Origin of the sequence: Limosilactobacillus sp. (genome assembly GCF_022482365.1) — a bacterium.
In the GTDB taxonomy this organism is placed as follows: Bacteria; Bacillota; Bacilli; order Lactobacillales; family Lactobacillaceae; genus Limosilactobacillus.
Genome location: NZ_JAKVPE010000001.1, coordinates 763,404 through 776,874 on the forward strand (window position 1 = coordinate 763,404; position 13,471 = coordinate 776,874).

Here is a 13,471-nt window from a genome sequence, read left to right on the forward strand (position 1 = left end):
TTTTTTAGTCCCTAATTATTAAGTACGGAGAAAAACGCCAAATGTATTTTTAAAATGCAAAAAAGGGATTGAAAATTCCAAAATAATTTTCAATCCCTTTTATTCTTAGTAAACAATCACCGGTTCGTTGACCTGCATTGCGTGATAAGCCGTACCGGCATCGCTCGGGTGCATATTGGCACAACCGTGCGAGCCACCAGTTGAGGCACTGCCGCTGCTCAGGTAAGCGGTCTTAGACCAGTTCTTCCGCCAGCTGGCGTCGTGGAAGCCGCAGCCAGTGTTGGTGAACTGTGACCAGTACTGAACCTTGCTGGAGTACTTTGAACCATCATCGTTGGTCCCACGCAAGGTCGACGGCGACTGCTGGTACATGATATACCAAACACCCTTTGGCGTCCGGTCGCCCGGCGTGTTGGAGCCCGTGACCACGTCGGCATCGAAGACACACTTGCCGTCCCGGTAGAACCAGGCGTGCTGGTCGGTAATTGACAGCTCAGCGTAGGTGCCGCCGATCCCGTCGTTACTGGTAACATTGTAGCCAGTCCCACGGGTATTGTAACCAATGCCGTAAATGTCCTGTTCGGCGCTGACCTCCTTCTTGCCGGTTGCAATCGCCTGGGCCAGGGTCTGACCGGCCTTTTCGGCGCTGATCTTCCAGCCGTAGGTCCCCTTGTTGTTCGTGGTAATCACGTTGCCGGCATGGGTCTTGAACTTAAATTTCCGGCCGAGGGTCGCTTGCTTCTTATTGATCTTCTTGATCTCGCTGTTGACCGCCGTCGTGTCAAAGTGGTACTTGCCGTTCTGATAGGTCGCCCGGGAAATAATCTGGTTAGTGCCGAGCTTGTAGGTCTTGTCTTCCACCTTGTAGGTAACGGTCTTGTTGAGCAGCTTTTGCAACTGCTTCTTTTCGTTCTGAACCGTCCGACTCGAGGTCGAGAGCGGTTGGTGGCGCTGCGTGGTCAGGTGCATCGTCCCGTTGGTCGACTCCCGGTTGAATTGACGAAGCAGTGCTGCTCGGTCATACTGGGTCCCCTTCTTGGCGGCAACCAGCTTGACCTTGCCGTTAACCAGCTGGGCATATGCATCCCGGGCCGGTTGCCGGTGTTGGTTGAGAATCGTTAGCTGATTTTCAACCGCCTGCCGCTTGGCCGTCAGCTGCTCGTCCACGGCCCCACTAGCCTTTACTTCCAGGTTTTGCTGCTTGCCAGACGGGAAAAAGGTGTGCTGCTTTTTCAGTGCCTGATCAAACTTTGCCCGGTCGCTGCTGGTGATCCCCGAATTCGTCGCCTGACCGCTGTAGATCAGTTTGCCATTGAGGTACACCTTGTTGGCCCGTTGAGTCTTTTTCACCTTCGTGTAGGCCTGTTGGGCGGTTAAGCCGCCAACTCGCACCCCATTAATCGTTGTGTTGCGGTTAAAATGGGTATGCTGGTGCCATGCCATCCCACCGATCAAAACGATCAGCAGGGCCACAACACCCGTAATTAAGTACTTAAGTCGTAACTGCATGCGCTGATTACTCCTCATCATTTAATATTGATTCTAGACGTCATTATACTAGCTTCTGTTAAATTTACCAGATCAGCGCCTACCTAAATGAACGAGGCCGGGAGAAAGATTCCTCCCAGCCTCTCCCTTTATTAAATCTCAGGATAACTGTTTTCTTTGATGTCTAATTTCTTGTTCTTCATGTCGGTCTTAACAACCGTCACGTCACAAGGTGCTTCACGAATCGTGTAGGACGCGGTCGAGCCAACAATTAACCGACCAACCACGTTCAGCCCGGTCGCCCCAATCACGATCAGGTCGATGCCATGCTCGCTCGGGTAGTGCTCAGCCAGTTCCAGCTTGGCGTTGCCAATTGAAACTTCGGTAGTAACGTTTTTAATGCCGGCGTTTTCGGCCTTGGTCCGGTATGCACCGAGCCGCTTCTTCATCTCTTCAACGGCGGATTCGTAGATGCTGTGGTCAACAAAGCCGTAACCACTCGGTCCAGTGGTTGGGTAGCGTTCACCGTTGATGACGCTCAGTAAGAAGAGCTGAGCGTGATTCTGCAGGGCAAGTTCAACTGCCTTGTTGAAGGCCATGTCTGATTGTTTGGACCCATCGATCCCAACTAAAATCTTTTGGTAACTCATAAAAACACCTCCAAAAACTGCTTCTTGCTACAACCTTATTTTACCACAAAGTTGTCTAGTTTCTGGGCGATTATGATTAATCCGTGACCAGGTTGTTAATTGCCTCCATGTAAATAGCCATCGAGCGGATCAGATCATCAACTGGCTGGTACTCGTTAGCCTGGTGCATCGTGTTTGGCGTCTGCGGCATCAATGCCCCAAAGGCCACGCCCCGCTCCATCAGCCGGCCATAGGTTCCGCCACCGACAACTTCCGGCTTGGCATCCTTATCGCCGCTTTGGTGAATGTAGGCGTCCATCAGCGTCTTGACGATCGGGTCGCTTGGGTCAACGTAGTGCGGCTTCTGGGACGGACCCTGCTTAACCGCAATCCCCAGTGGATCCGCCACCTTCTTGACCGTGGCTTCCAATTCATCCGGACCAATGCCCTTTGGGAAGCGGAAGTTCATGTCAATGTCGCCACCATTTTCGGCGTCGAAGTTAAGGATTCCGGCGTTCATGGTCAATTCACCCATCACCGGATCGGTGTAGGCACCGTCAAAGCCCTTCATCCGGGTGTCCAGGTGCAGGTATTTGGCCAGGAAGTGAATGAAGCTCTTGGCCCCGGCCGCAAAGTCGTATTGGTCCAGGAAGGTGGCCAGATAGGTCCCGGCGTTAATGCCCTGCTCAGGCTCCATCCCGTGAGCCGCCTTACCGATCACGGTCAGCTTCAGGCCATCAGCCGTTGGTTCGGCCTCCCCCTGGATCGGGTTCTCGTCCACGAACTGCTCAAAGGCCGCCTGGACTTGACCAGCGTCCGGTACGACAACTTCGGCAACGGCCTCCCGCGGCACCATGTTGAAGCGCAGGCCGGAATGGAAGCTCTTCAAAACGTAGTCCTCGCCATTGGTAGCCGGCACGCTGAGCTTCAGTGAAACTTGGCCCTTTTCACCATTGATGACCGGGAATTCGGCATCCGGCGAGAAGCCCAGGGTTGGGGCCGGTTCCACTTCAAAGTAGCGGTGCATCCCCGTCCAGTCACTTTCTTCGTCGGTACCAACGATGAAGCGAACACGCTTGTTAAAGGCCACGCCCTGGTCCTTCAGGTACTTGAGGGCGTAGTAGGCAGCCATGCCGGGACCCTTGTCATCGGAAGCGCCCCGTCCGTACAGATTGCCATCCTTGATGACCGGTTCAAAGGGGTCGGTATCCCAACCCTTGCCCGCTGGCATCACGTCGAGGTGGGCCAGGATTGCCAGGGTTTCGTCACCCTCGCCCCACTCGGCGTAACCGACGACGTTGTCAATGTTCTTGGTCCGGAAGCCGTCCTGTTCGGCCATTTCCAAGAAGGCCGCCAGTGCTTGGGACGGGCCAGGACCCAGTGGGTACTCGTCCGTGGCCGCACTGTCATCGCGGACACTCTTGATTCTCATCAGGGCCATTAAGTCTTCCAGATAATTTTGCTTCTGGCTCTCGGCGGCCGCTAACCAATCTGTCATTTGAATTCCTCCAATTCATCATTTCAATTCAATTCGGCTAAAATAATGATACCATTAAAGTGTAGGACTTAACATTGAAATCATTTAGGAAGTGTCAATATGGAAGAATTAACCGAACAAATTTTGCACGATGTCATCAAGCCACGACCCGCGCATAGCTTCAAGGGCACCTTCGGCAAGGTGACCCTGGTTGGTGGCAACCGCAACTTCGGGGGCGCCATCATCATGGCCTCGACGGCGGCGGTTTGCGCCGGCGCCGGCCTGGTCACGACCTGCACCGACGCCAGCAATTCCGGTGCCCTGCATTCCCAGCTCCCCGAGGCCATGTTTGCCGACTTCACGGACGACGAGCAGGTGGCCAGCCTGGTCGCTGCGGCCACGACGGTCGTAGTTGGTCCCGGCCTTGGCGATGATGAACAAAGCCTCCATATCCTTAAAAACGTCTTTGCCCACACCAATGCCGAGCAAAACGTGGTGATCGATGGTTCCGCCATCACCCTGATGGCCCGGGAAAAGTTGGCGGCGCCACAAGGGAATATTATTTACACCCCGCACGAGATGGAATGGCAGCGCCTCTCTGGGATCAAGATCGCCGACCAAACCGAGGAGGCCAACCGGGCGGCTCGGGAAAAGCTCAACGCCACCGTCGTATTGAAGAAGCACCACACCGAGATCTACACGAAAGATAAGGTCTACCAGCTGACCATCGGCACCCCGGCCCAGGCTGTCGGGGGAATGGGTGACACCCTGGCCGGGATGGTCGGGGGCTTCACGGCCGAATTCCACCAGCACCCGCTCCAGGCCGCACTGGCCGCCGTCTACGCCCACAGCGCCGTTGCCGAAAAGATCGCTGAGGATCAGTACATCGTCCTTCCTCACCAGATCAGCCGCGCCTTGCCATCCTTCATGAAAGAAATGGCTGAGGCCGAGGACGATCACCACATCGGTTTTCTAGGCTAACTAACAAAAGCGTTCTGACCGCCGCAAAGGCAATCAGAACGCTTTTAATTTTAACGAATATGCAGTTTGCGCCGCAATGCCGCCGAGCGGGCACCGATGATTGAATCGGCCAGCCGGTACTTGAGCGCCAGGTAGAGGTAAACGCCAACGCCGACCGCGACCCCCGGGATCAGGGAGAAGAAGGCGGTGAAGCGGCCGTACGGGCTGACAAAGTGGCCGATCAGCACCATCACCAGCTTGGTGAAGACGAACATGATCAAAGAGAAGCAAAGGATCTGGTTCGTCGGCCGGGCCATTTGGGCGAAGTGCATGTTAAATTCCATGTTGAACGAGTGCAGGATCAAGTAGTTGACCACAAACATCGAGATGCAGGTCGCCAGCAATGGTCCCAAGCCCTGCAGGAGCCAAATGCACGGCAGCTGGATGATGAATTTCACCACCAGGCCGATTGCCAGGAACTTCATCATCCGCTTGTTTTCGGAAATTCCCTGCATCATCGCGGCAGCCACCGTGTAGAGGCCCATCGGAATCGCCACAAAGGAGGCAAATTCCAGGACGGTGACCCCCGCTGGATCGTAGCGGTAAAAGACAGTGTAGACCTGCTGGGCGACCGCGGCTAGACCCAGGGCAGCTGGGATCATCACGAAGTAGAAAAGCATCAGCACGTTTTCAATCTGCTTGCGCATCCCCTCCTGATCGTTTTGCGCCCGGGCGGTGGCCAGCAGCGGGATTACCGTGGCGGCCATGGCCGAAGCCAGTGAGATCACGATCATGTAAAGCTTGTTGGCGTTGAAGGAGAAGAGGGCATAGAGGACGGTGATTTGGTAGTGGGTAAAGTTCCCTACCATCTTCATCATCCGCGGGAAGGTAAACTGGTCAATTAACTGGTAGAGCGTGATTCCGGATTCGATCACGATAAAGGGAATCGACTGGTAGGCAATCTTTAGGACCAGTGTCCCGGTCGAAACATCCCGATCCTCGACACTGTTAGCGACCAGACCGTTCATCTCGCCCAAGTGCCGCATCCAGGCCATCGCCAGGACGATAATCGCACCGATCGCACCGATAAAGGCCGCAAAGGTTGACTGGGTAACGGCGCTGACCCAGCTGCCGTGCTGGATCTTCATGATGAAGTAGGTTGCCGCCAACATGTAGATGATCCGAAAGAGCTGCTCGACGAACTGCGACATCGCCGACGGGGCCATCCAATTGTAGCCCTGCAAGAAGCCCCGGGTGATCGCCATCCCCGGAATGATCAGCACCGCCCAGGCCAGCGAGCGGATGACCGGGATGACGTTGGGATCACCATTGTCCATCAATGCGGCGCCAAACATCATAATCGTCGCGCAGATGATCCCCATCGCCATCGCCACGTACATGCCGGAATGATAGAGACGGCGACTGACCCCGTACATGTTGATCCCATTGTAGTGGGCAACCAGCTTGGAAATGGCGGACGGAATCCCCGCCGTGGCCACCACCAGAAAGAGATTATAGATGTTGTACCCCTGGGCAAAGAGGGCGTTGGCTTCGTTACTATAGGCCCCGAACCAGGTGACCCACGGAATTACGTAGAGGGCCCCCAGAATCCGTGAGGCAATGCTCCCTGCCGTCATCCAAGCCGAACCACTCAGCATTTTGGCTCGGGCGTCGTTTTGCGGTGCACCACGACGCGAATCGTTCGTCTGTTCATCGTTCATGATCTGCAATACCCTACCTTTATTCGTTTAGTGTGCGGCTGAATTTTAACTCAGCCGTCTGTTCGTTTATTGTTAATAATTTCAATCCTAACTATTTTAGCGTGTCAATGGGATCAGTGCAATTTGTTTCCGCGAATTTTGTCCTTTCTTTAGTACTGGTCAAGGTCGACGGTGACCAGCCGAACATCTTTTCCCGGGAAATTTTTTTGCAGGTCGGCCACCTTGCTGGCAACCGGTGCCGCTTCAAAGTGACCCAGCTTGTCGTTGATCGTGATGGCCAATCCCAGTTTGGCAAAGTCCATCGCCTCAGCCATCGTCTTGCCCTGGGTAAAGGCCTCCGGCAGATCCGGGAAATCAACCTGGATTTCGCCGTCCTTGGGGGTAAAAAAGGCCGGGTAGCTAACAATTTCCATTAAGCAAGTTCCTCCTTAAATAAAGAAGATGGACGATGACGTCCCCGCCACAATCCATCTTCTGTTCATTTTACTTTACTACGATGTTAACGATCTTGTTTGGCACCACGATAATCTTCTTCACGTCCTTGCCATCGGTGAACTTTTGAACGTGTTCGTTGGCCAGAGCCTGCTTTTGGGCCTCTTCACGGCTAATGTCCTTGGCCATCTTGATCTTGGCCCGAACCTTGCCGTTGACCTGAACGATCATCTCAACCTCGTTTTCCACCAGGGCCTTTGGATCGTACTTTGGCCATGGCTGGTAGGCAATCGTGTCGCTGATGCCGAAGTGGCTCCACAGTTCCTCGGCCACGTGCGGCATTACTGGGGAGATCATCTTGACGAAGCCTTCCATGTATTCTACCGGCAGGTCTTCCGCCTTGTAGGCTTCGTTGACGAAGACCATCAGCTGGGAGATCGCGGTGTTGAAGTGCATCCGCTCGAAGTCCTCGGTGACCTTCTTGACGGTCTGGTTGTAAACCTTGTCCAGCTTGCCGTCGTTAAAGTTGGAAACCCGATCCCGCAGGTGGTTGTTGTCATCCATCAGCAGGCGCCAAACCCGTTGGATCCACTTGTAGGAACCGTGGAGACCTTCCTCATCCCACGGCACGGATTCAGTCAGTGGTCCCATGAACATTTCATAGAGCCGCAGGGTGTCGGCACCGTACTTGTTGACGATGTCGTCCGGATTGACCACGTTGCCCTTGGACTTGGACATCTTTTCGTGGTTGGCACCCAGAATCATCCCCTGGTTGACCAGCTTCATGAATGGTTCCTTGGTTGGGACAAGCCCCAGGTCGTAGAGCACCTTGTGCCAGAAGCGGGCGTAGAGCAGGTGCAGGACGGCGTGTTCGGCCCCACCAACGTAGAGGTCAACTGGTGACCAGTAGTCAAGGGCCTTCTTGGAGGCAAACTCCTTGTCATTGTGTGGGTCGGTATAACGCAGCCAGTACCAGGATGAGCCAGCCCACTGTGGCATCGTGTTGGTTTCCCGCAGGCCGTGCCGACCGTTCTTGTCGTAAACGTTGACCCAGTCCTTGACGTTAGCCAGTGGGCTTTCGCCGGTCCCGGATGGTTCAATGTTGTCGGTGTCCGGCAGCTTCAGCGGCAGTTCATCCTCCGGAACCAGGGAAGTCGTCCCGTCGTCCCAGTGGATTACCGGGATTGGTTCACCCCAGTAACGCTGCCGACTGAAGATCCAGTCCCGCAGACGGTAGTTGACCTTCTTGTGGCCGGCATCGTGTTCTTCCAGCCAGTCAATCATCTTGGCCTTGGCATCCTTTACGTTGAGGCCATTCAGGAAGCCGGAGTTGATGTGCTTGCCGTCGCCTTCAAAGGCCCCTTCGGACAGGTCGGCCCCTTCAATGATCGGCTTGATCGGCAGGTCGAACTTCTTGGCAAAGTCGTAGTCCCGCTGGTCACCGGATGGCACGGCCATGACGGCACCAGTCCCGTAGGAAGCCAGGACATAGTCGGAGATCCAGATCGGCAGCTTTTCGCCGTTAACCGGGTTGATCACGTAGGAACCGGTGAATACCCCGGTCTTGTCCTTGTTCAGGTCCGTCCGCTCCAGGTCAGAGCGCCGGGATGCTTCTTCCTGGTAGGCCTTGACAGCAGCCGCGTGCTCCGGCGTGGTCAGTTGGTCAACCAGGTCGTTTTCCGGTGCCAGAACGACGTAGGAGGCACCGAAGAGGGTGTCTGCCCGGGTCGTGAAGACTTCAATCTTGGTGTCTTCACTGCCGGCAACTGGGAAGAAGACCGCAGCCCCTTCCGAGCGGCCGATCCAGTTCCGCTGCATTTCCTTGACGCTTTCCGGCCAGTCAACCAAGTCTAGGTCGTCAATCAGCCGGTCGGCGTAGGCGGTAATCTTCAAGACCCACTGCTTCATTGGCTTCCGGTAAACCGGGTAGCCGCCCCGCTTGGTCTTACCGTCTTCAACCTCTTCGTTGGCCACGACGGTTCCACCCATGAAGTCGGGTGCCCAGTTAACCATGATTTCACTCTCGTAGGCCAGGCCCTTCTTGTAAAGCTGTTCAAAGATCCACTGGGTCCACTTGTAGTACTTTGGATCGGTGGTGTTGACTTCCCGGTCCCAATCGTAGGAAAAGCCCAGTGATTGGATCTGGTCACGGAAGTGGTTAATGTTTTGGTTGGTAAAGCCCTTTGGATTATGACCAGTCTTCAAAGCGTATTGCTCGGCCGGCAGACCAAAGGCGTCCCAACCCATCGGGTGCAGGACGTTGTAACCCTGCATTCGCTTCATCCGGGACATCACATCGGTTGCCGTGTAGCCCTCGGGGTGCCCAACGTGCAGTCCCTGACCGGATGGGTACGGGAACATGTCTAAGGCATAGTACTTCTTTTGGTCGGGCTTGATTTCCGCCTTAAAGGTCTTGTTCTTCTTCCAGAACTTTTGCCACTTGTTTTCAATCGCAGTATGATCGTAAGCCATTCTGTGCGCTCCTTTGTATAAAATCTAAGGTCCATTCATTGATCGTAATAAAAAAGTCCCGTAGGAATCCCTTCCTACGAGACGAAATCTAATCCGCGGTACCACCCGTTTTCCATGGTTACCCATGGCCCTTGGCTCCTTAACGCGGAAAACGTCACCGCCTACTGGCTTCAGCGGCAATCTGCTAGATGAGTTCACTATCGGCCGGCCTCCTGCTCACAGCACCGCAGGATCTCTGGGTGACCGTGCCGACAGCTACTAGTTCTATCACGATCAAATATTTACCAAGTATTCTAGCAACCATCGCCCCCAATTGCAAGGGGCCGGGCGCTTTATCCTAAAATCTTCTTCAGTTCGTCAACCTTGTCCAGGTGTTCCCACGGCAGGTCGATGTCGGTACGGCCGAAGTGACCGTAAGCGGCGGTCTGCTTGTAGATTGGCCGCTTCAGGTCCAGCATCTTGATGATCCCGGCCGGACGCAGGTCAAAGACCTTCCGGACGGCAGCGATCATTTCAGCTTCGGACCGGGTCCCGGTGCCGAAGTCATCAATCGAAATGGAAACCGGTTCGGCCACCCCAATAGCGTAGGCCACCTGGATTTCCAGCTTCTTGGCGTAGCCCGCCGCTACCAGGTTCTTGGCAATGTAACGGGCGGCGTAGGAAGCGGACCGATCCACCTTGGTAGCGTCCTTTCCGGAGAAGGCCCCACCACCATGGTGAGCGGCCCCACCATAGGTATCAACGATGATCTTCCGTCCGGTCAAACCAGCATCCCCCTGGGGACCACCGATTACGAAGCGGCCGGTTGGGTTGATGAAGTACTTGGTCTGATCGTCCAGGTACTTGGCCGGAATAACGGCCTTGATGACCTGTTCCTTGACATCCTTTTTAATCTGGTCCAGCGTGACGTCAGGATCGTGCTGAGTACTCAAAACGATCGTGTCCACCCGCAGTGGCTTATCGTTTTCATCGTATTCAACGGTGACCTCCGCCTTAGCATCTGGGCGCAGGTACGGGATCACGTGGTCCTTACGCAGCTGGGCAATCTTGTGCATCAGTTTGTGGCTGAGCATCAGTGTCAATGGCATGTACTCAGGGGTCTCGTCGGTTGCGTAGCCGAACATGAGCCCCTGGTCACCAGCACCAATCTGGTCGAGCGGATCTGCGTCCCCTTCCCGGGTTTCCAGGGAGTCGTCAACCCCCTGGGCAATATCTGGCGACTGTTCGTCGATCGCCGTGATGACGGCACAGTTGTCGGCATCGAAGCCGTACTTGCCGTCGGTGTAGCCGATCTTGCGAATGGTGTCGCGGACAACCTTTTGGATGTTGACGTAGGCCTTCGTTGAGACCTCACCGAAGACCAGAACCAGGCCAGTCGTGACGGAGGTTTCTACCGCCACCCGGGAATCTGGATCCTTTTCCAGCATTGCGTCCAGGATTGCGTCACTAATTTGATCGGCAATCTTGTCAGGGTGTCCCTCGGAGACTGATTCTGATGTAAAAAGATGTTTTTCTGCCATTTGATTTAATTCCCCCATATTCTAGTCGAAACTTTTCAACAGTTTTGTAGTTGCGGTTACAAGGCATCTTCACGGCAAGCGTGAATCCTATCGGGAATTTGCTTCATAACTTGACCAATCTTAGCATAAGACCGGTCCAATAATCAATGCTTAGCTTTCAGAGCCGGGCGTTGACCAGGCCGACCGCGGTCATAAACGAGTAGACGGTCGTGGGTCCAACAAACTTGAAGCCGTCTTTTTTCATTTGCTTCGCCATCCGCTTTGACAGGTCGGTTTGGGCCGGCAGCGGTTCGCCCGGTGTTAGAATCAGCCGCTGGGGCTGGCCGTCAACGAACTGCCAAACGTAATTGTCAAAATCCTGTCCCGCTTCTTGCAGGTGCTTGATGACCCGGGCGTTGTTGATGACGGCCGCAATCTTGCGCTGGTTTCGGATAATGGACTCATCTTCCCGAAGGCGCTGGGCATCGGCTGCGGTAAATTGGGCAACCTGGTCAATTTGAAAGTCGGCAAAGGCCTTTTCAAAGGCCGGGCGGCGAAGCCAGATTGTCCTCCAGCTCAGTCCCGCCTGAAAGAGTTCCAGGCTCAGCATTTCAAAGAGGAAGCGGTCGTCGTGAACCGGCAGCCCCCAGTAGTGATCGTAGTAGTCCTGCATTGCCAGGGAGCTTTGGGCCCAGGCTGGTCGTTTTTCTGCCATGATATTCATCCTTTCCTTTCATAAAAAGCATCCTCTACTTAATTAATACGGGAAAAATGCTATTTTGTATCTTCTTTTTGGACATTTTTGAGCATCAAGGCCAGAATCAGGCCGATCACTTCCACGACGACCAGCAGGTCAAAGACCAGGTGGTAACCGTGCAGAGCGGCTGCCAGGTGCGTACTGCCGCGGCGCAGCGCATTGGCGGTCCCCGTCGTCAGAATGATGGTGGAAACTGCTACCCCGGCCGAACCCAGCACCTGCCGGACGGTGGTGATCACGGCCGTCCCGTGGGGAACCAGGTCGTTTGGCAGGGCGTTGGCACCGAGGGTCACCGCCGGCATCATTACGAAGGCGTTGCCGCCCTCAATGACCATCGCGCAAAGGATCATGATTAATAGGCTCCGCCGGTCGAGCAGGCACAGCCCGGCGACCCAGCCAGTGATGATCATCACCATGCCGACAATCATCGTGGGCTTAAAGCCAATCCTGTCGGCCAGGCTCCCGGTCAGCGGGTTTAAGAGGCTGAGCAGGACCGCTCCGGGGACCAGCGCCATGCCGGAGACGAAGGGGCTGACGCCCAGGACACCCTGGTAGAACAGTGGGAAGATGATTGTTGTTACGATCAGGGCGATGTAGGAGATCGAGGTCAAAAGGATTGCCAAATCGTAGTTGAAGGTCTTGAGCACCCGCAGTTCCAGCAGCGGTTGGTCAAGATGCAGCTGGCGGTAGCAGAAGGCCGCCACCGCGAGGACGCTGACCAGCAGGAGCAGGCCGCTGAGCGTCCAGTTAACGTTTTGCTTGCCAGCCTGGTTAACCACGTACATGATCCCGATCAGGCCAACCGACAGAATCACCGACAACCAGTCGAGGCTGCTGGTGTGCCGGACCATGACGTCACGGATCAGGCCGCTACCCGCCATGAAAATGATCACGGTGATGACGACCATGAAGAGGATGAAGAGACCCTTCCAGGTGAAAAACTTCAAAACGATTCCGGAGACGATCGGTCCACAGGCCAGGGCTGAGCCCATCACCAGCCCGGCAACGCCCATGACCGTTCCCCGCTTTTTCTTCGGCGTGATCTCAAGCAAAACCGACTGGTAGGACGGGAAAAGGACACCGACCGCAAAGGCCTCCAGCGCCCGGCCAATCATCATGAACCAAAAGCCGCTCACGCCCCAGCTGGCCGGCGTCAAAATGATCATCAGCGAACCCAGGTCAAAAAGGCCCAGCGCCCCCATGAACATCGTCTTAAAACTCAGGTTATTCAGCATCCAGGGACTGATCGGCATGCTGACGCACATCACCAGCATGAAGCCGGTCGTCAGCCACTGCACCGTCGAAGCCGAAATGCCAAAGGCTCGCATCAAGGTCGGGTAGGCCGTCGACAATGACGATTGACTGATCGACATCGTAAAGGTCCCCACTAACAACGTGAAAATAAACCAAAACCGACTGTAGGAACGGCCATTTTGGTCAATGCTTGTTTCCATCTTCTCATCCCTCTTTAGAATTATTATTGTTTAACCGGGGACCATTATATATTTTACCTTCGTGATTGTAAATGATATAATACTAGTAGATTACAACTATTATAAGAAAGGAGACTTGTTCATAGCAGAAGCGGAGTTTGACCGGGCACTCGCTACCCTCCGGTCCAATAAGGTGCGGCTAACACCGCAGCGAAAGGAAATCCTGGAATACCTGATCAGCCACCATACCCACCCGAGCGTGGAGATGATTTACGACGACCTCAAAGGCAACGTCAAAAACATCAGTATGGCGACGGTTTACAACACCCTGAAGCTGCTCGTCGACTACAACCTGGTCATCGAGTTGAAGAACGGTGACGGCAGTACTCACTACGACTACTTTGGTCATCCCCACTATCACGTTGTCTGCGACAATTGTGGCAAGATCAGCGACGTCTTCGATGAGCATTTTTCCACCATCACCAAGGAGCTGCAATCCATGACCCGTGACAAGACCGGTTATCTGGTGACCGGGAGCACAATCGAGGTCCACGGCCTCTGCCCGGATTGCCAGCGCAAGTTACACTTAAATCGCTAAAAAAA

At 54.7% G+C, this 13,471-nt stretch carries 11 protein-coding genes, 1 riboswitch and 1 other annotated feature; of the genes, 2 read left to right on the forward strand and 9 right to left on the reverse strand.

Translation table 11 applies throughout. From position 1 onward, the window contains the following. Positions 1-105 precede the first annotated feature (105 nt). The 3 genes from LKE23_RS03725 to pepV form a co-directional block, all read right to left on the reverse strand. On the reverse strand, positions 106-1,509 hold the full coding sequence (locus LKE23_RS03725; RefSeq protein ID WP_291978141.1) for a L,D-transpeptidase family protein: 1,404 nt from the start codon (positions 1,507-1,509) through the stop codon (positions 106-108). A 131-nt stretch (positions 1,510-1,640) separates the two neighbouring features. Beyond that, on the reverse strand, positions 1,641-2,138 hold the full coding sequence (locus LKE23_RS03730) for a universal stress protein (protein ID WP_291978142.1): 498 nt from the start codon (positions 2,136-2,138) through the stop codon (positions 1,641-1,643). A 76-nt stretch (positions 2,139-2,214) separates the two neighbouring features. Further along, positions 2,215-3,615, reverse strand: coding sequence for a dipeptidase PepV (gene pepV / locus LKE23_RS03735; RefSeq protein WP_291978143.1), 1,401 nt, complete (start codon positions 3,613-3,615; stop codon positions 2,215-2,217). Between the two features lie 99 nt (positions 3,616-3,714). Between pepV and LKE23_RS03740 the strand changes: the two genes are divergently transcribed. Beyond that, positions 3,715-4,575, forward strand: coding sequence for an NAD(P)H-hydrate dehydratase (locus tag LKE23_RS03740; RefSeq protein WP_291978144.1), 861 nt, complete (start codon positions 3,715-3,717; stop codon positions 4,573-4,575). A 50-nt stretch (positions 4,576-4,625) separates the two neighbouring features. On the opposite strand, the gene LKE23_RS03745 is transcribed toward LKE23_RS03740, so the two are convergent. The 6 genes from LKE23_RS03745 to LKE23_RS03770 all read right to left on the reverse strand — a co-directional run bounded on the left by LKE23_RS03745 (position 4,626) and on the right by LKE23_RS03770 (position 12,889). Further along, positions 4,626-6,275 (reverse strand): putative polysaccharide biosynthesis protein, encoded by a 1,650-nt coding sequence (locus LKE23_RS03745; RefSeq protein WP_434737608.1) that lies wholly within the window; start codon positions 6,273-6,275, stop codon positions 4,626-4,628. 149 nt (positions 6,276-6,424) lie between these two features. Further along, positions 6,425-6,688 (reverse strand): type II toxin-antitoxin system HicB family antitoxin, encoded by a 264-nt coding sequence (locus tag LKE23_RS03750; RefSeq protein ID WP_291978145.1) that lies wholly within the window; start codon positions 6,686-6,688, stop codon positions 6,425-6,427. A 70-nt stretch (positions 6,689-6,758) separates the two neighbouring features. After that, positions 6,759-9,179 carry a leucine--tRNA ligase gene (leuS, locus tag LKE23_RS03755; RefSeq protein ID WP_291978146.1) on the reverse strand — a complete coding sequence of 807 codons (2,421 nt, stop codon included), beginning with the start codon at positions 9,177-9,179 and terminating at the stop codon, positions 6,759-6,761. 74 nt (positions 9,180-9,253) lie between these two features. Then, positions 9,254-9,462 (reverse strand) — a binding site (T-box leader). A 49-nt stretch (positions 9,463-9,511) separates the two neighbouring features. Further along, on the reverse strand, positions 9,512-10,699 hold the full coding sequence (gene metK, locus LKE23_RS03760) for a methionine adenosyltransferase (protein ID WP_291978147.1): 1,188 nt from the start codon (positions 10,697-10,699) through the stop codon (positions 9,512-9,514). Beyond that, positions 10,697-10,808, reverse strand: a riboswitch (SMK box riboswitch). (Overlaps the previous gene by 3 nt.) A gap of 48 nt (positions 10,809-10,856) precedes the next feature. After that, on the reverse strand, positions 10,857-11,393 hold the full coding sequence (locus LKE23_RS03765) for a DNA-3-methyladenine glycosylase I (RefSeq protein ID WP_291978148.1): 537 nt from the start codon (positions 11,391-11,393) through the stop codon (positions 10,857-10,859). A 59-nt stretch (positions 11,394-11,452) separates the two neighbouring features. Further along, a complete protein-coding gene (locus LKE23_RS03770) occupies positions 11,453-12,889 on the reverse strand; it encodes an MFS transporter (protein ID WP_291978149.1) in 1,437 nt (478 codons plus the stop codon). Positions 12,890-13,010: 121 nt separating this feature from the next. On the opposite strand from LKE23_RS03770, the gene LKE23_RS03775 reads away from it, so the two are divergent. Further along, complete coding sequence (locus tag LKE23_RS03775; RefSeq protein ID WP_291978314.1) at positions 13,011-13,466, forward strand: Fur family transcriptional regulator; 456 nt, start codon at positions 13,011-13,013, stop codon at positions 13,464-13,466. Positions 13,467-13,471: the final 5 nt, after the last annotated feature.

Bases quoted from the DNA above. Each gene is read 5' to 3' on its own strand.
- LKE23_RS03725 (WP_291978141.1), bottom strand. From the start codon at position 1,509: ATGCAGTTACGACTTAAGTACTTAATTACGGGTGTTGTGGCCCTGCTG.
- LKE23_RS03750 (WP_291978145.1), bottom strand. From the start codon at position 6,688: ATGGAAATTGTTAGCTACCCGGCCTTTTTTACCCCCAAGGACGGCGAA.
- metK (WP_291978147.1), bottom strand. From the start codon at position 10,699: ATGGCAGAAAAACATCTTTTTACATCAGAATCAGTCTCCGAGGGACAC.
- LKE23_RS03745 (WP_434737608.1), bottom strand. From the start codon at position 6,275: ATGAACGATGAACAGACGAACGATTCGCGTCGTGGTGCACCGCAAAAC.
- LKE23_RS03770 (WP_291978149.1), bottom strand. From the start codon at position 12,889: ATGGAAACAAGCATTGACCAAAATGGCCGTTCCTACAGTCGGTTTTGG.
- LKE23_RS03765 (WP_291978148.1), bottom strand. From the start codon at position 11,393: ATGGCAGAAAAACGACCAGCCTGGGCCCAAAGCTCCCTGGCAATGCAG.
- pepV (WP_291978143.1), bottom strand. From the start codon at position 3,615: ATGACAGATTGGTTAGCGGCCGCCGAGAGCCAGAAGCAAAATTATCTG.
- LKE23_RS03740 (WP_291978144.1), top strand. From the start codon at position 3,715: ATGGAAGAATTAACCGAACAAATTTTGCACGATGTCATCAAGCCACGA.
- LKE23_RS03730 (WP_291978142.1), bottom strand. From the start codon at position 2,138: ATGAGTTACCAAAAGATTTTAGTTGGGATCGATGGGTCCAAACAATCA.
- leuS (WP_291978146.1), bottom strand. From the start codon at position 9,179: ATGGCTTACGATCATACTGCGATTGAAAACAAGTGGCAAAAGTTCTGG.